The following is an 18,123-nucleotide window of genomic DNA, read 5'->3' on the forward strand; positions in this document are numbered from 1 at the left end:
ATGACTGAGGTCCACGCGGTGGTGGACGGGCCGGTGCCGGCCCAGGCCGGTCCGGAGCACGGACGACCGGACGGGCACGACGGCGAGGCCCGCGTACGCGAACTCCTCGGCCGGATGACGATCGAGGAGAAGATCGCCCAGCTCGTCGGCTTCTGGGAGAAGGAGGACGGCGAGGCGGTCGCACCGTTGCAGGGCGAGTTCGGCGACGCCTCCAAGCTCGAGGACTTCTCCCGGCACGGGCTCGGCCACCTCACCCGCGCCTACGGGACCCGCCCACTGGACGCGGCGCAACGCGCGTCCTGGTTGTGGAAGTTCCAGCGGGACCTGGTCACCGGCACCCGGCTCGGCATCCCGGCGATCGTGCACGAGGAGTGCCTCACCGGACTGTCCGCGTGGAAGGCGGCCACGTTCCCCACCCCGCTGGCCTGGGGTGCCGCGTTCAACCCCGAACTGGTCACCGAGATGGCCGCGGCGATCGGCGCCTCGATGCGGGCTCTGGGCGTGCACCAGGGGCTCTCTCCGGTGCTCGACGTGATCCGTGACCCCCGCTGGGGTCGGGTCGACGAGTGCGTCGCCGAAGACCCGTACCTGGTCGGCACCATCGGCACGTCGTACGTGCGCGGCCTGCAGTCGCAGGGGGTGCACGCCACCCTCAAGCACTTCGCCGGCTACTCCGCCTCGCGCGCCGGGCGTAACTTCGCCCCGGTGCACATCGGCCGCCGGGAACTGGCCGACGTGCTGCTGCCCCCGTTCGAGATGGCGATCCTCGACGGCGACGCGCGCAGCGTCATGCACTCGTACACCGAGATCGACGGGGTGCCGGTCGCCGCCGACCCGACGATGCTGACCGGCATCCTGCGCGACCAGTGGGGCTTCGACGGCACTGTGGTGGCCGACTACTACGGGGTCGCGTTCCTGAACCTGCTGCACCACGTGGCGGGCGATCACGCCGACGCGGCTGGGCAGGCGTTGACCGCCGGTCTCGACGTCGAACTGCCCACCGGCGACGCCTATCTGACCCTGGGGGAGTCGGTACGGGCGGGCAAGCTCGACGAGGCGCTGATCGACCGCGCGGTGCTGCGGGTGCTGCGCCAGAAGCGGGACCTGGGTCTGCTCGACGCGACCTTCGACGACGAGCCGCCCCAGACGATCGATCTCGACTCGCCCGAGCACCGGTCGATCGCCCGTCGGCTCGCCGAGGAATCGATCGTGCTGGTCGCCAACCGGGACGCGCTGCCGCTGCCCGCGGGGCGACGGGTGGCCCTCATCGGCCCGAACGCCGACCGGCAGAGCGCGCTCTTCGGGTGCTACTCATTCCTCAACCACGTCCTCGTCCAGCACCCTGGCGTGGAGACCGGCATCGACGTGCCGACCGTGCTCGACGCCGTGCGGGCCGAGTTCGGTGGCGACCTCGTCACCTGGGCACGCGGCTGCGACGTGGACGACGACGACCGGTCCGGCTTCGACGAGGCCGTCGCCACAGCCTCCGGCGCGGACGTGGCCGTCCTGGTCGTCGGAGACCATGCCGGCCTCTTCGGACGCGGCACGGTCGGCGAGGGCTGCGACCGGGAGGACCTGGAGCTGCCCGGCGTCCAGCGCCAACTGGTCGAGGCGGTGTTGGCAACCGGCACACCGGTCGTCCTCGTGCTGGTCACCGGCCGGCCGTACGCGGTCGGCTGGGCGCTCGCGCGCTGCGCGGCGGTGGTGCAGGCGTTCTTCCCGGGCGAGGAGGGCGCCGGGGCGATCGCGGGGGTGCTCTCTGGGCGGGTCAACCCGTCGGGCCGGCTGCCGGTCAGCCTGCCCCGGTCGGCCGGCGCGCAGCCGTACTCCTACCTGCACCCCACCCTCGGTACGGGCAACGAGGTGACCAACCTGCCGGCGACGCCCGTGGCGCCGTTCGGCCACGGCCTGTCCTACACGACATTCGCCTACAGCGAGCTCACCGTGCCCAGCACGACGCCCACCAGCGGGGCGGTGGAGGTGACCGTGCGGGTGACGAACACCGGCGCGGTCGCTGGCGACGAGGTGCTCCAGCTCTACGGTCGCGATGTGGTCGCCTCGGTGACCCGGCCGGTGGCGCAGCTGCTCGGCTACCGGCGGGTCCATCTGGAACCGGGCCAGTCCGTCACTGTCGAGCTGACGGTGCCCACCACCCGTCTGGCCTTCTCCGACCGCACGTTCACCCGGGTGGTGGAGCCGGGCGTCGTCGAGCTGTGGGTCGGCACGAGTGCGCGGCGGGACGCCCAGGCGCTGACGACGCTGGTCGGCGACACCGTCCCGGTCACCACCGCCTCCCCACGCTGGACCACCACAGACGTCCGCTGAGAGCCGTTCCGCCGACTGTCCGTAGCGGACAGTCGGCGGACCGGCCGCACTCTCGCGCCGGTCGCCGCTGGGACCTCGTACAGGTGGCGTAGGGCCCGGCGCGTTCGAGCCGGCGACGCCGGCACTACGACGTGCTACTCGCGCACGCGGTCGTGGTGGGGGCCGAGCTGGCTGATCTCGTACCCGTCGGGGTAGCTCTTGGTGGTGATCCCGTCGGCGAACAACGCGGTCGCCGGTGGTGCCCCGAACCACCGCTGCGACAGCGATCGCGTCCGCAGGGCCAGGTGCACACCCGCCCGGACCGGCCAGGTCGGCGTGTCGACCCGTGTCGCGCGCCGCAGCGGCGCGTCATACAGGGCGCTGACCAGGGCGTTTCCCAGTGGGGCGAGCGTCCGGGGGATCCGGGTGAGCATCAGCATGCGGGTGGCGCGTTCGATGGCCGCCGCGTCGTCGTTGGGTTGCAGGTGAGCTGCGTCGTACGCGTCGAACCAGGTCTCGAACTCGCCGTACGACCCCGGGATGTCGGTGATGCCCATCCGTCGACCGAGTTCCCGGTAGAACAGGTACGTGGCGTGACGTTCGTGGCAGCAGGGTGGGCGCCAGCCGTACTCCTGCAACCACCGGGTGGGAATCACGACCAGGCAGCCGAGGACGTAGCGGAAGTCGTCGTTGCTGATGTCGTACGGGCGGTGGATCTGGTTGACGCGCCGCAACGCCTCGCGGCCCCGAGGCTGGTCGAAGCCGTTGAGCACCATCTCGTACATCAGCAGACCGGTGTCGTCGATGCGCTTCTGGGTGCGTTCGGTCAGCTCCCCGGTGGCGGTGTGCACGGCGGCGATGGCGGGGATGGAGAACGACCGGTTGAAGGCGAGGTTGAGCCCGAGCTTCATGTCCCACGGAAACTCGTAGCGCAGCATGGTCTGGTAGATGACCAGGTGGTCGCGCTCCGGGTCGAGAGCACGGATGCGGGTCAGGTTGTCGTAGCGGCCCCTCATCGGCGGGCGCCTCCAGCGGTGTGATGTGGGTGCGCCGGGCCCTGGCCACCCAACCAGGTGACAGTCGTCAGCCGGGCGCCGAGGAGCCGCCGCGCCCGGGCGACCTGACGCGTTGTCGCGTTGACCAGCACTGGCTGCTCGGCGGCGTCGAGGATGGGCAGATCCGACAGGGAGTCGCTGTAGGCGACCCGCCACGGTGGCGTCACCCCTTGGCCGGCGAGCTGCGCCATCTTGGTTGCCCCGTGGTTGTGCACTAGCAGTTTCGGCCCGCGAATGCGCGAGGCCACGAGCTCGACCTCGGCGAGGTCGATCGCGTCGAGCACGGCGCGCGCCAGGGTGTGTTCGCACGCGGTCACCACGATGACCCGGTCGCCGGCGGCGAGGTGGGTACGGATCATCCGCAGACCGGGCTCGATCATCCGCCCGGGGTCCGCACCGAGGTTCGTACCGAAGCGTTCCAGCTCTGCCCGCAACTCGTCCGCGTTCCGGCCCACCAGGCCGATCCGGCTGACCCACCGCGCCGCCCACGGACGGAGGGCGGGGAGGGCGGCGATGGGCGCGAGGAGGACGAGCGCGGCGACGGCGAGCGGCAGCCGGGCACCCACGAAAGCAGTGCGTCGCAGGAACAGCCCGAATGCGTCCCCGCGCAGCAGCACACCGTCGAAATCGAAGATCACGGTGTCTGCGGTCGACGCCCTCATCGGTCTATCGACCTCGGTGCCGCGGGCGGTTCGCCATCAGCCGAGTGTACGGGTGGTCGGCTGGGTCAGGTTGGCTCGTCCGCGGTCGGTAGCACCGCGATCAGGTCGAGCACCTCGGCGGCGCTGGCCGCGCCGAAGGCGTCGGTGAGGATGGCCGCGAACACCTCGTCGCCGAGCCTGGCCCGCAGTTCGCGCAGTGCGTTGAGGTCGAGCGCCGCGTTCGCCGACCCGATCTGCCGGTCGATGCTCAGCGCCTCGACGATCAGCGGGATGCCCTCCGCCGGGTGGCCCTGCTCGACGCGCAGCTGCCCGAGCGCCACCTGGTCCAGTGCCACCGCCTCCCAGTTGCCCTGCTCGCGGTCGATCCGCAGGCAGGTCCGGTAGCACCGCTCGGCCAGGGCCCGGTCGCCGCGCAGGCCGGCCACTCTGCCGAGGTGGAAGGTGCTGTTGGAGACGCCCGACAGGTTCCCGAGCCGTTTCTTGATCGCGATGGAGCGACGGTAGAACGCGTCCGCGCCGGCGAGATCCTCCTGCTCCTCGCCGACCCGGCCGAGCTGGTGCAGGACGATGGCCTGGTTGGGCTCGTGGCGCAGCACGCGATAGACCTGCAACGCCTGCTCGTAGCGGGACCGCGCCTCGGTCAGCCGGCGGGTCTCCAGGGCTGCCCGGCCGAGGTCCTCGTGGCACTTGGCGACCCCCGCCTGGTAGCCGGCGGCGGCGCAGATCGGCAACGCCCGCAGCAGGCACATCCGGGCGGTACCGAACTCACCGGCCCGGGCGGCGGCGATGGCGCGCAGGACGTAGCCACTGCCCAGCGGCGTCGGGTGGGAAGCGTCGAACCGGAACCGCAGGTACGCCTCGACCCACTCGGCCCGCTGCGCCGCCTGCCGCCGGTCGAGGTGCCGGGACAGCAGGGCGGAGAAGGCGTGCGCGCCCAGTTCCAGGCGTTGCACGGCCAGCCATTCCAGGGCTGCCTGGACCGGCGGCTGGTCGTCCCCGCCTATCGCGTTCACTGTGTGCGGCACCGCCTCGGCAGCCCGGCCGAGGACGGTTCGGACGCCGCCGAGCAGTTCGTCGCAGCGGCGTAGCAGCGGGTCCTCGCCGAGGGCCGCGACGATCGTCCGGGCGCGGGCGTAGCAGCTCTCGGCGAAAGCGAGGTCGTCGAGGTCGCGGGCGAGGTGACCGAGCAACAGCGAGCACTCCGCGATGTGACCGTTGCTGCCCACCTCCTCGAAGATCTTCAGGGCGGCGCGGACCCGCTCCTCGGCGGTCTCGTACGCGAACTCGGCGAGGGCGATGCGTCCGAGCATCACCAGCCCGCTGCCCTGCTGGACCCGGACGCCCAACCGTCCGTAGCTGGTGATCGCCACCTGGACGCACCGCTCCGCCTTCACGAAGTCCCGGGCCTCGAAGGCGAGTACGCCGATCTGGTGGTGGCTCGCCGCGATCCCCTCCAGGTCGTCGAGGTCCCGGGCGATCGCCAGCTCCTCCAGGTAACGCGACATGGCCAGCTCGGCGTCGCCGTTGCCGCGGGCGATCCCGGCGAGCTGGTGCAGGGTCCGGGAGACCGCCGAGCGGTCGCCGAGCCCGCTCAGGATCGTCAACGCCTCCTGGAACAGCCGGTCCGCGCTCGCCCGGTCGCCCCGGTTGTCGGCGACCAGGCCCAACTGGTGCAGGAGCTTGCCGACCCCGCTGTCGTCGCCGAGATCCCGGTAGACGGCAAGCGCCGCCTCGTAACGCTGCGTCGCCTGCGCGTACTCACCCCGGCTGAGGTGCACGTCGCCGAGTCCCTTGAGGAAGCTCGCGAAACGCGCCGAGCCCGGGGATGCCAGCGGCAGCAGTTCCCGCCAGATCTTCTCCTCCCAGGCCCAGTGCCCGGCCGCGTGCAACTCCTGGCAGGCCAGCTCGGAGTAGGTGACGACCTCGTCGGTGTCACCCGCCGCCAGGTGGTGGTACCGCGCCTCGACGGCCCGGCGGATGAAGTCGTGCTGGTCGGTGCTGGACCGGGCCCGCCAGCCCCAGTAACGGCCCGCCCGGCGGTGCGCGTCGACCACCGCGTCGCGGCCGGCGATCCGCTGCAGGCTCGCCGCCGTCCACCGGTGCACCAGGTGGCCCCCGGCGACCGGGGCGAGCAGCCCCAGCTGCGACAGCGCCTCGACCGCCTCGTCCAGCCCCGCCGGTTCCGGTGGTGGTTCGTCGCCGTCGGCCGGGTCGGCGAGCTGCCAGGCGAGCCCGGTCCGGTCCGCCGGAGTGCGGTACACCGCCGCACCGAGCAGCAACCGACGGGCCGCCGGGACGGCCTCCAGGCGGGCGAGCAGCCGGGGCAGCAGCACATCCTCGGCGGCCAGCGCCCCGGCCTCGGCCAGCGGCGTGCCGACCTCGGCCGGCGCGGCGTCCCGGCCACCGCCGGCCGCGGCCAGTCGGCCGGCGACCTCGTCGGATCGGGTGTTGCCGCCGCGCAGCAGGCCGTCGAGGTATTCCAGCGCGCGCGGGTGGCCACCCAGCCGGTGCCACATCCGTTGCTGTTCCGCCGACGCCAGCTGGCCCACGCCCGGCAGCCGCCACAGCAGCTTGCGGGTCTCCTGCCAGGAGAGCGGACCGAGGTGACAGGCTTCCAGACCGGCGACCGGGAACGGGTGCCGGCTGGTCACGACCAGCTCGTGGTGGGACGCCCAGGCGGCGAGGAACGCGGCCAGGTCCGCGTCGGCCAACCGGTGCTCGGCGTCCAGGGCGTCCTCGGCGTTGTCGAGGACGAGCAGCAGCGGCGGGCCGTCGGTGCCGATAGCGTCCAACCGTCGCCGCCAGTCCTGGCCCGGCTGGGCGAGGGCGACGAGCCATCGCCGCAGCGGGTCGTCAGGGGCCGCATCGGCGCAGCTGCTCTCCACCTGGCGGCGCAGCTCGTCGAGGATCGCGTCGACGGTGGCGTCGCCGTGGGTCGCCACGACGATGCCACCCGCGTCGCGGAACCGCCGCGCGAGTTCCGCGGCGAGACTCGTCTTGCCGATCCCACCGATGCCGTGGACGAGCACCCGAAGCTTTCCCCGGGACAGCCGACGCAGGATCTCCCGGCGGCCCACGAAGTCAGTGGGCGCACGCACCACGCCGTCCCCGACGATCGACTGACCCGGCGGGGCGGCAATGGCAGCGCCGTCCCGTCCGCCGGCCAGCCGCAGCCCGGGGTCGGCCAGGAACAGCGTCGGCATCCACCACTCGGCGGCGGTCGGGGCCAGCTCGCGGCGTACGGCGGAGACCTCCGCCAGCAGCTCCGGCTCGCTGCGGGCGGCCAACCGCTCGTAGAGCCGAGCGCAGAAGTCGATGGTGTACCCGTCGCTGACCGTCCCGTTCATCGCCAACACCGCCGGCGCGCCGTGGGTCAGCAGCGCGCCGGCCAGCCCGGGCAGGTCCCGTTGATCCTGGCGGGCTGTCGAGCAGCCGGCCAGCACGATCAAGGGCACGGTCCGGCCAGGCGGCAGCACCTCGGCCAGGAACCGCGCGGCGTCCACACGGTCCTCCGCGCCGGTGGGGGTCTCCAGCAGCAGCGCGCCGGGACGCGCGTGGCTGGAGACGTGCAGGACGTGGAACGGTTCCTCGGCGAGGGCGGCCCGGATCGCGGCGGCGCTGCCCCACTCCAGGACGCGGACCCGCACCCCGTGCCGATGCCCGGGTTCCACAGCGCCGAGGATCCGCCCGAGTTCCCGCTCGTGGTCCAGCAGCGGCTGGGTCGAGTCGTCCGGGCTCGCGATCGCCGCGAGCATCCGCAGTGGGCCGTCCACCCGGACCGTGGGTGCCGGGGTGTCGTCGCCGGTCCGGCAGACGTCGACGTCGGGTCGCAGCGCCAAGGGCAGTTCCTCGCCGGGCAGCACCAGCGTCTCCCAGGGCAGGTCGGCCAGGGCCGGGTCGACGACCTCGATGCCGAGCGGGTGCCGACCGGGGCGGGCCAGTTCAGCGCGCAGGGCCGCGCCGGGGGCGTCGAGGAAACGGCGGCCGAGCGCGACGCCGACCTCGTACGACAGTTCCACCGAGGGGCCGCCGCGCAGCCGCCAGAGCAGGTCGGCCGTGCGTTGATCGCCTGGGCCCACCGGGTACCGGCGTCGGTCGCCGCCAACGACCAGGACCACGTCGGTCGCGCTGACTGTCAACCGGATCACGAAGGGCCCCCTGCGGTCGCCCGGCGGACGACCCGATGCCGGGATGGATTGCCGGGCTGACCGATACTGTATCCATGGCTGACGATCCTGAGGAGCTCGCGCACGTCAACGCCGTGCGGATCAACGACAGCGGCGAGCTGGAGGTCTTCGACGGGCAGCGCTGGGTGCCGTACACCGATCTGCCCGACGACGAGAACGGCCCGTTGGGCGTCGTCTTCCGCGACGACAGTCGATGACCGGGGAGTCGCCGACGACCGGCGCGGGGTTGGACGTGCTGCCGTCCCCGTTGGACTCGGTCGCGGACAGTCGGGCGGCGGCGCGGTGGATCATCTCCTCGGCCGGCGCGGTGGGCGCGCTGCTGCTCGGCGGCGGCCCGCTGATCGCCGCCGGCAAGGTTACCGACTGGGCTCACGCGGCGTGGGCAGGCGGCGGCCTGCTGGTGACGCTGCTCGGCGTGGCCTGGGCCATCTGGCGGACCAGCGAGGTGCTCGTACCGCCGATGACCACGCCGGCGACGCTCACCGGGCCGGAGCTGCGCGGCCTGCGCGAGCGGCTGGAGGCCGAGCCCTGGTACCACTTCGGCGGGTACGCGGACGACGTCGACGGTCTGCTGCGTCATCGCCGGATCGCCGCGGAGATCACCTGCCGCCTGTCGACGGCTGCGCCGCAGGAGCGGGCCGCCCTCCGGGCGGGGCTCGCTACTGCGCGTCGCAACATCGCCCGGACCGACCCGCACCTGCGCTGGCTGCTCGCCACGGCGCACGCCTGGCAGGTCAGGGAGGCATTGCGCCGGGCCCGCCGGCAGACGTTCCTGGCCGCCGCGCTGGTGGTGGTCGGGGCGGTGGTGTTCATCGCCGCGACCGCCGGATAGCGCGCCGCCTCGTCGGGCTACGACGAGAGCGGCGCGCCGCCCAACCGTTGGTCAGTACGGATATCCGGGGACGTTGAGCCGCACGCTGTACAGCCCGGAGTCACCCCAGCGGCCCGACGTGACGAAGAGGGTCTGCCGGTCGGGGCCGCCGAACGCCACATTGGTCGTGCCGGAGTTGCCGGACCGGATCGTGCCGAGCTCGGTGCCCGCGGGGGAGTAGACGTGGACCAGGGAGTCCCCACCCGAGGTCCAGTACACGTTGCCGGCGCAGTCGATCGTGCCGCCGTCCGGGCCGCCGATGTAGTTCACGAAGACGCTGCGGGCCCCGATGCTGCCGTCGGGCTGCACCGCGTACTTGTAGATCTTGTTCTCCGAGTAGGCACCCACGTACAACGCCGTCCCGTCGGTTGAGAGCGAGATGCCGTTGGGTTGGCGCAACCGGTCGTCGACCAGCGACACCTGCCCGTTGGAGACGCGGAAGACGCTGGTGCGCCCGCTCATCTGGTCGGGGCGGTTGCCGCGCTGAAAGTTGGGGTCGGTGAAGTAGACGACGCCGTCGGAACGGACCGCGACGTCGTTCGGCGAGTTGAACGCCCGGCCCTGGTAGTTGGGCGCGACGGTGCTGCGGGCCCGGTCGCTCAGCCGGTACGACGACACGCTCCGCTGGTCGTGGGTGGCCGCGACGAGTTGCTGGGCGTCGGCGCTGAGCGCCAGGCCGTTGCTGCCGGCGTTGGTGATGAACGTGTCGAAGGTGGCGGGCGCGGTGAACCGGCGGATCGTCGACGGCTGGACGTTGTACGGCCCGGTGCCGGCGGTCATGTCGGAGAACAGCAGGTAGCCGCCGTCGGCGACCCAGACCGGCCCTTCGAGGAACGTGAACCCGCCCTGGATTCGCGGGGCCGTCACGGTGCTGGCCGGCAGCGGCGAGCCGTAACTGCCCCCCGTCGGGCAGGCCCCGGGCGGTGCGCCGGGCGGACCGGCGAGCGCGGCGTGAGCGCTGACGTGCGCGGCGGCGACGGCAGCACCGGCGGGCAGGGGGGTGGCGCTGACCGCCAGGCACAGGCCGGCCAGTGCGGCAATGGTTGGACGCCAGGTCATCGAACACTCCAATCGGCGTCGAGGGTTGCGATGGCCGGCGTGCAAGGTCGGTGGCTGGCACGGCGTGAGGGCGGGCCGTCGATGTGGGCATTCGGGAGCCTAGGTGATGAACTGGCAACTCGCAGCAATCTTTCGGCGTTGATTCCGAGCGGCACGCGGATTGCAATCACAAAGACGCTGGTAAATGCTAAAGCGGTCTCCGGAAATCCTTCCGAAACAACCACAGTGGACACATCAACGGTGACCCCGAGCGTCGGCTGGAGGCAAGGAATAGGGTGGGGACATGAGTGGCCTGCTCAGTGGTGCCCGAACCGCGGTCAATCCCCTCCGCCAGCTCACGATCGAGCAGCTTCGGCAGCGGACGAGCCTCAAGTGGCGGGAGTACCCCGACGACGTGCTGCCGCTCTGGGTGGCCGAGATGGACGTGCCCCTGGCCGAGCCGGTCGCACGGGCAATCACCGACGCCGTCGCGCGCGGCGACACCGGCTACCCCGCCGGAACGGCGTACCCGCAGGCGGTGGCCGAGTTCGCCGCGCGGCGGTGGGGTTGGGACGGGCTGGCCGTGGAGCGCACCGCGCTGGTGCCCGACGTCATGCACGGCGTCGTCGAGGCGCTGCGACTGGTCACCGAGCCGGGGGACGCGGTGATCGTCAACTGCCCGGTCTACCCGCCGTTCTACGAGTCCGTGGCGCACGCCGGCCGCCGGATCGTGGAGGCGCCGCTCGGCGAGGACCTGCGGATCGACCTCGCAGCCCTGGAGGATGCGTTCCGGCGGACTCGTGCCGGTGGACGGCGGGCCGCGTACCTGCTCTGCAGCCCGCACAACCCGACCGGTGTCGTGCACAGCGCGGCCGAGTTGACCGCCGTCGCCGGACTGGCCCAACGGCACGGGGTGCGGGTGGTCGCCGACGAGATCCACGCTCCGGTGGTGGCCGGGGGAGCGCGGTTCGTGCCGTACCTCTCGGTGCAGGGCGCGGAGAACGGCCTGTCGCTGGTGTCCGCCTCCAAGGGGTGGAACCTCGCCGGCCTGCGCGGCGGGCTCCTGATCGCCGGCCCGGCCGCGGCCGGTGACCTCGCTCGCGTCCCGTTCGGGGTCAGCGTCAGCACCAGCCACCTCGGCGTGATCGCCCACACCGCTGCCTTCCGCGACGGTGGCGAGTGGCTCGACGCCCTGTTGACCGGCCTGGACGACAACCGCCGGCTCCTGGCCGCGCAGCTCGCCGAGCACCTGCCGGCCGTCCGCTACCAGCCCGGTCAGGCCACCTATCTGGCCTGGCTGGACTGCCGCGCCCTGGGCCTCGGCGACGACCCGGCCGCTGTGTTCCTCGACCGTGGCCGGGTGGCGCTGAACTCCGGACTGGCGTTCGGCACCGGCGGTGTCGGGCACGTCCGACTGAACCTGGCCACCGCACCGGAACTCATCATCGAGGCGGTACACCGGATGACCAGCGCCGTCGGCTGAGACCGGCACTGGTGTCGGTCGGTGGTTCCACGGTGTGCCCGTGAACGCCGTCCAGACGTACCGATATCTCCAGCCGTCCACTCTGCGCGCCGCCGGTCTCGACCTCCAGACCAGCGGCGGCCCGGCGCCTCGCTGACCCGTCCGGGTGTGGCCGGGCCGGGTCCCCGGCCCGGCCGAGCGGTAGGGCTTCCGAGCGTTCTTCGACGGGGACGCAACCTGATGACCGTCCGGTCCCGTCGAGCATGCGGAGGAGGGAGCCTCGATGGTGGAAGCCGAGGGTGAGTTCGTGGAGTACGTCTCCGCGCGACTGCCGAGCCTGCATCGGACCGCGTTCCTGATGTGCGGCGACGCCCATCTGGCCGACGACGTGGTGCAGCAGACGGTCACGGCGCTTTACGTGAACTGGCGCCGGGTCAGCCGGGCCGACAACGTCGACGCGTACGTACACCGGATGCTGGTGCACAAGCTCGTCGATGAGAAGCGGTTGAACTGGGCGAAGGTTCGCCTGCTGGGGTCGGTGCCGGAGCCGGAGCGCTCGCCGGTGACGCCGCACGACGACCTGGCCGAGCGGGACAACCTGCTCGCCGCGCTCGCCCGCCTCCCGCGCGGCCAGCGCACCGTGCTGGTCCTGCGGTTCCTGTGCGACCTGTCGTTGACCGACACGGCCGCCGCGATGGGCTGCTCGGAAGGCAACGTGAAGTCGCAGACGGCTCGGGCGTTGGCGGCCGTCCGCCAGGTGCTCGACGTGACCGAGATGTCAGTGAGGAGTCCGAGATGACAACGGTGGACGAGCAGCGGATCGCCGAGCTGCTGCGGGCGGCGCCGGTGCCGGAGCCTCGGGTCGACCTGAGCCGGGCGGTCCGCGACGGTCGGCGGCGCCGACGGCGTCGCCGAGTCGGCGGGATCGCCGCGCTGACGGTGCTGGCCGGGGTCGGTGTCGTGGGTGCCGTCCAGGTCGGTGCGACCACCGGTCCGCCGGCTCCGACCCCGCCCGCGCTCGCGGTGACGCCCGAGAACACCGGGTCGATCGCCCCGCACCCGCCGATCACCTGCCAGGCGTCGTGGTTGCCGCAGCCGGTCAAGGGTTCGGTCGCGGTGGCCAACAGCGTCGATCCCACCGGACGGCACATCGTCGGCGACATCGGCACCGGGCAGGAGGACGGACGGGTCGTGCTGTGGACCGACGGCCGTCCGGTCGTCCTGCCGGCGACCGCGCGGCACGCGGCCGCGGTCAACACCCGTGGCTATGTGGTGGGCACCAACGGAGACGGCACCGGCTGGCTGTACCGGGACGGGAAGCTGCGTTTCCTGGCCACGCCGCCCGGCTACGACGCGGTGCTCGTGCACGCCGTCAACGGTCGTGGCGACATCGTCGGCACCGCCCGCAGGTCCGACGACTCGCACCAGGCTGTGCTGTGGTCGACGGACCACCCCCAGAAGCACCGGCTGGTCGGCCAGCGTGGGTCGTCCGCGACCGGGATCACCGAGGACGGCACTATCGTCGGCACCGTCAACGATCGGCCCTACCGGTGGACGCCGCAGGGCGTCGGGGCGACGTTGGCGGTGCCCGACGGGTATCCGCGTGCGTCGGTCGAGTCGGCGCAGGGCGAATGGGCGATCGGCATGGTTCCCGGCGACCAACGCAGCGGCGCCGTGCAGATGCTGCCGGTGCGGTGGAACCTCGCCACCGGGGCGGTGAGCCTGTTGCCCTTCCCGGGGGCGAGCGGCATCGCCGGCAGTGGTGACGTGCTGGTCGCCGACGGTGCGCCGCTGGTCGTGGCGCCGGACGGCACCTCCCGCCGGTTGCCGGGTCGACCGGAGGTCCGGGCGACCGAGGCGGGCACGTACACGGCCGAGGGGATCAGCGGCGACGGCCTGACGGTGGTCGGGGCCGTCTACGAGAACGAGGCGTATCGGCCGCTGGTGTGGCGGTGCACACGCTGAGGGTTGATCGGCTCAGCCTGGGGGGCGTGCCGTCCGGACCGTTTCAACCGACCGGTTCCGTGGGTACGCTCCCACCGGCTGATCACCCGATCGACGGAGACTTCCCGTGATTATGGCTCTGCTGCTCGACCTCGCCAACATCGTCGGTGGCTTCCTGCTCGCCGTGGCGGTGCTGCGGCTGCTGCCGCGGGTCGGCGACGACCTGGGCCGCCTCGCCGGTCGGGCCGCCCCGATCGCGTGGGTGGTCGGCCTCGTGGCGTTGGTGACCGGCGGTTACTACCTGATCGTCCACCTGGTGTCCGGGCCCCGGGTGTTCCACTTCGAGGTGGTGGGGATCGGTGTGGGGCTCGCCCTGCTGTGGGGCCGGTTGACCGGGCGGTCGACGCCGCGCGACGAGCGGTCGGACGGTGCTACCGGTGTCCGGCTGTTGCTCGTGATCTTCGGCCTCATCGCGATCGTCGTCGGCGTACAGGGGCTGTTCACCCCGGACGGCTGACAGCGGGTCACCGGGTCACGTGGTGGACGGTCGCGGCGCCCAGCTGCCCGCGGCGCTGGCGATGAGGAGTATCACCGCTGGTAGGAACGCGACACCGATGCCCAGCCCGAGCAGCAGACCCCATCCGGTGAGCACGAGCGCGGCCACCAGGTCGGCGACGATGGTCAGCCGCCCGGTCTGCTGCGCGAGGACGGGCAGCAACGCCGCGACAACGGGGACGCCGAGCAGATAGCCGGCCGCCGCGCCCGAGTCGTCCACGGTGAAGGGCACCAGCACGGCGGCCACCAGCACAGTGATCGCCAGGGCCGACCATCTGAGCACCGAGCGGGTGTTGGCCGGCTTACGGATGAGGATCACGAGACCGACGAGCAGGACACCCACGAGTGCGCCGACGGTCGCCAGACCAGTCATAAATGCCCTCCTCGACCGCAGCGGGTGGCGTTTAATCGAAGACGGCGGATCGTCGCCCCCGCGTCTCACGATACGGCTGGTCGGCCAGCCGCACGAGATTCAGCGTCGAGCAAGGAGGTCCCGGCGTGCCTCTCCTGCGAATCCACCTCGGCACCGACCGGGGCACCGCCCGTCGGGTGGTGCAACTGCATCAGCAGGGCAAAACCCATCACGAGTCGCGGGAGGCGGCCCGGGAACAGGTGTGGCGTCAGGGCCGCACCCCGTGCGGTGATCCGGTCTTCGTCGGCGTCACCAACGGCCGCCGCGATGTGCAGCTGCTCTACGACGTCGAGGTCTACTCCGAGGCGACCGGTTGAGCAGAGGTCAGCCGGCGTCCAGCACCTCCCGCAGACGCTCGGCGAACTCCTCCGGCTTGCCCGCGTAGCCGAACTCGCCGCCGAGGAACCCGCCGTGGTGGCTCGGGAACACCACGGCCTCCTGGCCGAGCAGCGCCGCGAGGCCCAGGGCGGTGCGAGCGGTGTACGTTCCGGCCGACTCCTCACCGACGGCGACCACGATCCGGGTGGGCGCGGCGGTGAGCACAGTCGCGTCGGGACGGTAGTCGGTGATCGCCCACGAGTTCTGCGACAGCAGCGGATCGTCGCGGCGGCCGTCGTCGTCGTCGGTCATCCCGAACGTCGCCGGGTCGGGAGCGGGCTGGGCGAAGTAGGCGTCGGTGAACTCGCCCTGCCAGGACGTCATGGCGATGAACGCGGCCATTCCCGCACCCGGGCCCTTCGCCTGGTACGCCTCGTAGAAGTCGGCGCGGGCGCGCTCGGCGGCCGTGGCGTCGGGGAGCACGGCGTTGATCGGCGGTTCGTGCGCCACCAGGGTGGCGATGTCGTCGGGGTGGGTGGCGACCAGTTCGAGTGCGGTCACCGCGCCGCCGCTGCTGGCGAACACGTCGACCGGACCGACCTCGAGTGCCTGAAGGAGCGCGTGCAGGTCGGCGGCCTGCTGCTGCGGCGTGTGGTCGGAGCGACCGTCAGTGCGGACGCTGCGGCCCAGACCACGCGGATCGTAGGTGAGGACGGTGCGGTCCGTGAAGTGCGGGGCGAGCGCGGTGAAGCCCTCGGCCGCCATCGGTTGGCCGATCAGGAGCAGCGCACGATGGGCGCCGGTGGGAGGTAGCGGGCCGCGGACGTCGTAGACCAGGTCGACGCCGGGAATGGCCAGGGTGTGCGTCTGGATGTCCTGCATTTGATGAGACTACGGACGGCTGACCTGTGTCGGGGTGCCTTGCGGGCGGCGAGCCGTCGGGTTCTTCGGGACGGCGCTCGCGCGTCGGGTGCTACCGATCGGTGGCGCGGCGAATGGCCGCGGCCATCCGCGACGAGTCGTGGCCCGGCTCGACTCCGTCGACGAGAATCACCTCGCCGGTGAGGTGCCTCGTCCGCAGGGGCTTGATCTCCTGATAGGCGCTGGACCGGTACCAGGAGCGGGCCTGGCTCAGGTCGGGAAACTCGATGACGACCACGTCGCCGGGCCAGTCGCCCTCCAGGACGTCGACGGTGCCGCCGTGGACGATGAACCGGCCCGCGAAAGGCGCGAGGGTGGCGTCGATGCGCTCCAGGTAGGTCAGCACCTCGGCGTGGACGGGTGCCTTCCGGAGGTGTGCGAGCGCGTACGCGGTCATGGATGTCCGTCCTCCGCGTTGTGTTTTCTGAGGTGGGAGTCGATTCTTCCGGTGTCGTGGTGGGCTGTCGATTACCTCGCAGGTAATGGCTCGGCCGTCGGTGCGGAATTACTGTCGGTGCGTGACGATCTCGACCCGGCACGGGCGACCAGTGGGGGAGCTGCTGCGCGACTGGCGCCGGACTCGCGGAATGAGCCAGCTCGACCTGTCGATCGAGGCGGGAGTGTCGGCCCGGCACCTGAGCTTCGTCGAGACCGGGCGGTCCCGGCCGAGCCCCGACCTCATCCTGCGGCTGGCCGAACACCTGGAGATGCCGCTGGCCGAGCGCAACACGATGCTGCTCGCCGGCGGTTACGCGCCCGCCTTCCCGCGCCACGAACTGGGCGACCCCGAGCTGACACCGGTTCGCGCCGCCGTACGGCGGATCCTCGATGGTCACAGCCCGTACCCCGCGCTGCTCGTCGACCAGCACTGGCACCTCGTCGACGCCAACCCCGCCGTCGCCCTGTTCACCATGGACGCGCAGCCCCACCTGCTCACTCCACCGATCAACGTGCTGCGCCTCAGCCTGCACCCCGACGGTCTGGCACCGCGCATCGTCAACCTGCCCGAGTGGCGCGCCCACCTGCTGAAACGGCTGCACCAGCAGGCGACGACAACCAACGACCCGATCCTGTACGACCTGTACGAGGAGCTTCGCGGCTACCCCGGTGGCGACGTCGAGACGACACCGCCAGGCGATGCCCTCTCACGTGTTCTCGTCCCGCTGCGCTACCGGCACCGTGACCAGGAGTTGTCCTTCGTCAGCACCACGACCCTCTTCGGTACGCCGCGGGAGGTCACAGTCGCCGGGTTGGCCGTCGAGGCGTTCTTTCCCGCTGACTCGGCGACCACGCAGACCCTCCGGGCCCGTGCCGATCATGACTCGGCTGCCCGTCCCCCTGGGGGAGCGGGCGGCGGCTGACGGAGCGTGTCGTCGATGATGCCGGGCATCCGCCGGGCCACTCCGGCGAGGAGATCCGCTACCTGCACGCGCGGATCGTCGCGGGAGTCGACCATCACCAGCCCTGCCAGGGGCGACACTCCGTTCGGTAACGCCCCGGCCCGGTCGGCGCCGGCCGCCGACGCGTAGCCGTCGGCCAACACCCGCTGGAGGCGGGTAAGGCGGTCGGCCGTCAGGGCGCTCTGCTCGTCGTGGGTCACCAGCACCTGCCGCTGGCCGCGGCTCCAGGACAGGACCGTCTCCGCCAGCGCCGGAAGCAGCGGTTCCAGTGGGGGAGGGACCGTGCGGTCGTCGACGTCGAGCCTGGCCACCACGGCCCGAACGTGGCTCGGGTCGAGCCCGTCGAGGACGGCGTCGGCCACCGTGCCGAGGCCGTGTCGCCGCAGCGCGTCCCGGGCCTGGAAGAACCGCTGCACGGTCTGATCGACCGGAAGTCGCCGCTTCATCCGGACCAGATCGACGAACGCCGACAGGAAGGTGCCCCAGTCGCCTCCGGTCGCGCGTCCGGCCTCGTGCAGGGCGAGAGCCGCCGGATGGTGCTCGCGAGCCAGGTGGGTGCCCGCCGCGTACGACGGCTCGGTCAGCAGGAAGTCCACGATCCGGGTGACGAGGAAGAACTCCTTGTCGATGAGGTGGACGTGCGCGCGGCCGGCCAGCGCCGCCAGAAACCACTCCAGTGCCTCCTGCGCACCCGAACCGCGCAGGAACCGGCCGGACTTGAGTTCGTGCGGCGAGAACCGGAACCCGGACCGCAGGGCGGTGATGAGCCCGACCGCCTCGTCGACGGTCAGGTCGACGCTCGCGTGCGTGATCACCGGGGCGGTCGAGTGCAGCAGGTTCGTACCCGAGAATCCCGACTCGTCGCAGGCGATCTCCACGACGGCCCCGACCACCACGGCGCTGCCGGGCGGTAGCCCACCTTGAAGAGGCGATCTCACCCCCGAGCTCCCGCCATGTCGCCCATGGTCACCCGTGCGCCGGCAGAGGACAACCC

The 18,123-nt window shown here is 72.0% G+C and carries 17 protein-coding genes; 9 read left to right on the forward strand and 8 right to left on the reverse strand.

What is annotated here, in order from left to right; translation table 11 throughout:
- Positions 1-2,325, forward strand: coding sequence for a glycoside hydrolase family 3 N-terminal domain-containing protein (locus AB0B68_RS16420; RefSeq protein ID WP_357260731.1), 2,325 nt, complete (start codon positions 1-3; stop codon positions 2,323-2,325).
- A 134-nt stretch (positions 2,326-2,459) separates the two neighbouring features.
- On the opposite strand, the gene AB0B68_RS16425 is transcribed toward AB0B68_RS16420, so the two are convergent.
- The 3 genes from AB0B68_RS16425 to AB0B68_RS16435 form a co-directional block, all read right to left on the reverse strand.
- Positions 2,460-3,320, reverse strand: coding sequence for an oxygenase MpaB family protein (locus AB0B68_RS16425; RefSeq protein WP_357204811.1), 861 nt, complete (start codon positions 3,318-3,320; stop codon positions 2,460-2,462).
- Complete coding sequence (locus AB0B68_RS16430) at positions 3,317-4,021, reverse strand: haloacid dehalogenase-like hydrolase (RefSeq protein WP_357260734.1); 705 nt, start codon at positions 4,019-4,021, stop codon at positions 3,317-3,319. Before AB0B68_RS16430 ends, AB0B68_RS16425 begins: the two co-directional genes overlap by 4 nt.
- Before the next feature lie 65 nt (positions 4,022-4,086).
- The gene (locus tag AB0B68_RS16435) at positions 4,087-8,169 is read right to left on the reverse strand and encodes a tetratricopeptide repeat protein (RefSeq protein WP_357260737.1); all 4,083 of its coding nucleotides are present in this window, start codon (positions 8,167-8,169) and stop codon (positions 4,087-4,089) included.
- Between the two features lie 74 nt (positions 8,170-8,243).
- Between AB0B68_RS16435 and AB0B68_RS16440 the strand changes: the two genes are divergently transcribed.
- Complete coding sequence (locus AB0B68_RS16440) at positions 8,244-8,405, forward strand: hypothetical protein (RefSeq protein WP_357260740.1); 162 nt, start codon at positions 8,244-8,246, stop codon at positions 8,403-8,405.
- On the forward strand, positions 8,402-9,040 hold the full coding sequence (locus AB0B68_RS16445; protein ID WP_357260743.1) for a hypothetical protein: 639 nt from the start codon (positions 8,402-8,404) through the stop codon (positions 9,038-9,040). The genes AB0B68_RS16440 and AB0B68_RS16445 overlap by 4 nt, the downstream gene beginning before the upstream one ends.
- 51 nt (positions 9,041-9,091) lie before the next feature.
- Here AB0B68_RS16445 and AB0B68_RS16450 read toward each other — a convergent pair whose 3' ends face one another.
- A complete protein-coding gene (locus AB0B68_RS16450) occupies positions 9,092-10,138 on the reverse strand; it encodes an SMP-30/gluconolactonase/LRE family protein (RefSeq protein ID WP_357260746.1) in 1,047 nt (348 codons plus the stop codon).
- A gap of 283 nt (positions 10,139-10,421) precedes the next feature.
- Between AB0B68_RS16450 and AB0B68_RS16455 the strand changes: the two genes are divergently transcribed.
- From AB0B68_RS16455 to AB0B68_RS16470, 4 genes are all read left to right on the forward strand, one after another.
- Positions 10,422-11,600: a MalY/PatB family protein gene (locus AB0B68_RS16455; protein ID WP_357260749.1), complete on the forward strand. Its 1,179-nt coding sequence runs from the start codon at positions 10,422-10,424 to the stop codon at positions 11,598-11,600.
- A 262-nt stretch (positions 11,601-11,862) separates the two neighbouring features.
- A complete protein-coding gene (locus AB0B68_RS16460) occupies positions 11,863-12,378 on the forward strand; it encodes a SigE family RNA polymerase sigma factor (protein WP_357204076.1) in 516 nt (171 codons plus the stop codon).
- A complete protein-coding gene (locus AB0B68_RS16465) occupies positions 12,375-13,544 on the forward strand; it encodes a hypothetical protein (protein ID WP_357260752.1) in 1,170 nt (389 codons plus the stop codon). Before AB0B68_RS16460 ends, AB0B68_RS16465 begins: the two co-directional genes overlap by 4 nt.
- A gap of 112 nt (positions 13,545-13,656) precedes the next feature.
- Positions 13,657-14,040, forward strand: coding sequence for a hypothetical protein (locus AB0B68_RS16470; RefSeq protein ID WP_357260867.1), 384 nt, complete (start codon positions 13,657-13,659; stop codon positions 14,038-14,040).
- Positions 14,041-14,055: 15 nt separating this feature from the next.
- On the opposite strand, the gene AB0B68_RS16475 is transcribed toward AB0B68_RS16470, so the two are convergent.
- A complete protein-coding gene (locus AB0B68_RS16475; protein ID WP_357204080.1) occupies positions 14,056-14,451 on the reverse strand; it encodes a hypothetical protein in 396 nt (131 codons plus the stop codon).
- Between the two features lie 125 nt (positions 14,452-14,576).
- Between AB0B68_RS16475 and AB0B68_RS16480 the strand changes: the two genes are divergently transcribed.
- Positions 14,577-14,807: a hypothetical protein gene (locus tag AB0B68_RS16480; RefSeq protein ID WP_357204082.1), complete on the forward strand. Its 231-nt coding sequence runs from the start codon at positions 14,577-14,579 to the stop codon at positions 14,805-14,807.
- Between the two features lie 7 nt (positions 14,808-14,814).
- Here AB0B68_RS16480 and AB0B68_RS16485 read toward each other — a convergent pair whose 3' ends face one another.
- A complete protein-coding gene (locus AB0B68_RS16485; RefSeq protein WP_357204084.1) occupies positions 14,815-15,690 on the reverse strand; it encodes an alpha/beta hydrolase in 876 nt (291 codons plus the stop codon).
- A gap of 91 nt (positions 15,691-15,781) precedes the next feature.
- Complete coding sequence (locus tag AB0B68_RS16490) at positions 15,782-16,126, reverse strand: DUF1330 domain-containing protein (protein WP_357204085.1); 345 nt, start codon at positions 16,124-16,126, stop codon at positions 15,782-15,784.
- A 121-nt stretch (positions 16,127-16,247) separates the two neighbouring features.
- On the opposite strand from AB0B68_RS16490, the gene AB0B68_RS16495 reads away from it, so the two are divergent.
- Positions 16,248-17,090, forward strand: coding sequence for a helix-turn-helix transcriptional regulator (locus AB0B68_RS16495; protein WP_357204087.1), 843 nt, complete (start codon positions 16,248-16,250; stop codon positions 17,088-17,090).
- Here the strand turns inward: AB0B68_RS16495 and AB0B68_RS16500 are convergent.
- Positions 17,045-18,067, reverse strand: a complete 1,023-nt coding sequence (locus AB0B68_RS16500; RefSeq protein WP_357204089.1) for a hypothetical protein — start codon at positions 18,065-18,067, stop codon at positions 17,045-17,047. The genes AB0B68_RS16495 and AB0B68_RS16500 overlap by 46 nt on opposite strands.
- Positions 18,068-18,123: the final 56 nt, after the last annotated feature.

This window comes from Micromonospora sp. NPDC049049 (assembly GCF_040649115.1).
Lineage (GTDB): Bacteria > Actinomycetota > Actinomycetes > Mycobacteriales > Micromonosporaceae > Micromonospora.

Excerpts from the sequence above, each read along its gene's own strand:
- AB0B68_RS16420 (WP_357260731.1), top strand. The coding sequence starts at position 1 with ATGACTGAGGTCCACGCGGTGGTGGACGGGCCGGTGCCGGCCCAGGCC.
- AB0B68_RS16425 (WP_357204811.1), bottom strand. The coding sequence starts at position 3,320 with ATGAGGGGCCGCTACGACAACCTGACCCGCATCCGTGCTCTCGACCCG.
- AB0B68_RS16430 (WP_357260734.1), bottom strand. The coding sequence starts at position 4,021 with ATGAGGGCGTCGACCGCAGACACCGTGATCTTCGATTTCGACGGTGTG.
- AB0B68_RS16440 (WP_357260740.1), top strand. The coding sequence starts at position 8,244 with ATGGCTGACGATCCTGAGGAGCTCGCGCACGTCAACGCCGTGCGGATC.
- AB0B68_RS16445 (WP_357260743.1), top strand. The coding sequence starts at position 8,402 with ATGACCGGGGAGTCGCCGACGACCGGCGCGGGGTTGGACGTGCTGCCG.
- AB0B68_RS16450 (WP_357260746.1), bottom strand. The coding sequence starts at position 10,138 with ATGACCTGGCGTCCAACCATTGCCGCACTGGCCGGCCTGTGCCTGGCG.
- AB0B68_RS16455 (WP_357260749.1), top strand. The coding sequence starts at position 10,422 with ATGAGTGGCCTGCTCAGTGGTGCCCGAACCGCGGTCAATCCCCTCCGC.
- AB0B68_RS16460 (WP_357204076.1), top strand. The coding sequence starts at position 11,863 with ATGGTGGAAGCCGAGGGTGAGTTCGTGGAGTACGTCTCCGCGCGACTG.
- AB0B68_RS16465 (WP_357260752.1), top strand. The coding sequence starts at position 12,375 with ATGACAACGGTGGACGAGCAGCGGATCGCCGAGCTGCTGCGGGCGGCG.
- AB0B68_RS16470 (WP_357260867.1), top strand. The coding sequence starts at position 13,657 with ATGGCTCTGCTGCTCGACCTCGCCAACATCGTCGGTGGCTTCCTGCTC.
- AB0B68_RS16475 (WP_357204080.1), bottom strand. The coding sequence starts at position 14,451 with ATGACTGGTCTGGCGACCGTCGGCGCACTCGTGGGTGTCCTGCTCGTC.
- AB0B68_RS16485 (WP_357204084.1), bottom strand. The coding sequence starts at position 15,690 with ATGCAGGACATCCAGACGCACACCCTGGCCATTCCCGGCGTCGACCTG.
- AB0B68_RS16490 (WP_357204085.1), bottom strand. The coding sequence starts at position 16,126 with ATGACCGCGTACGCGCTCGCACACCTCCGGAAGGCACCCGTCCACGCC.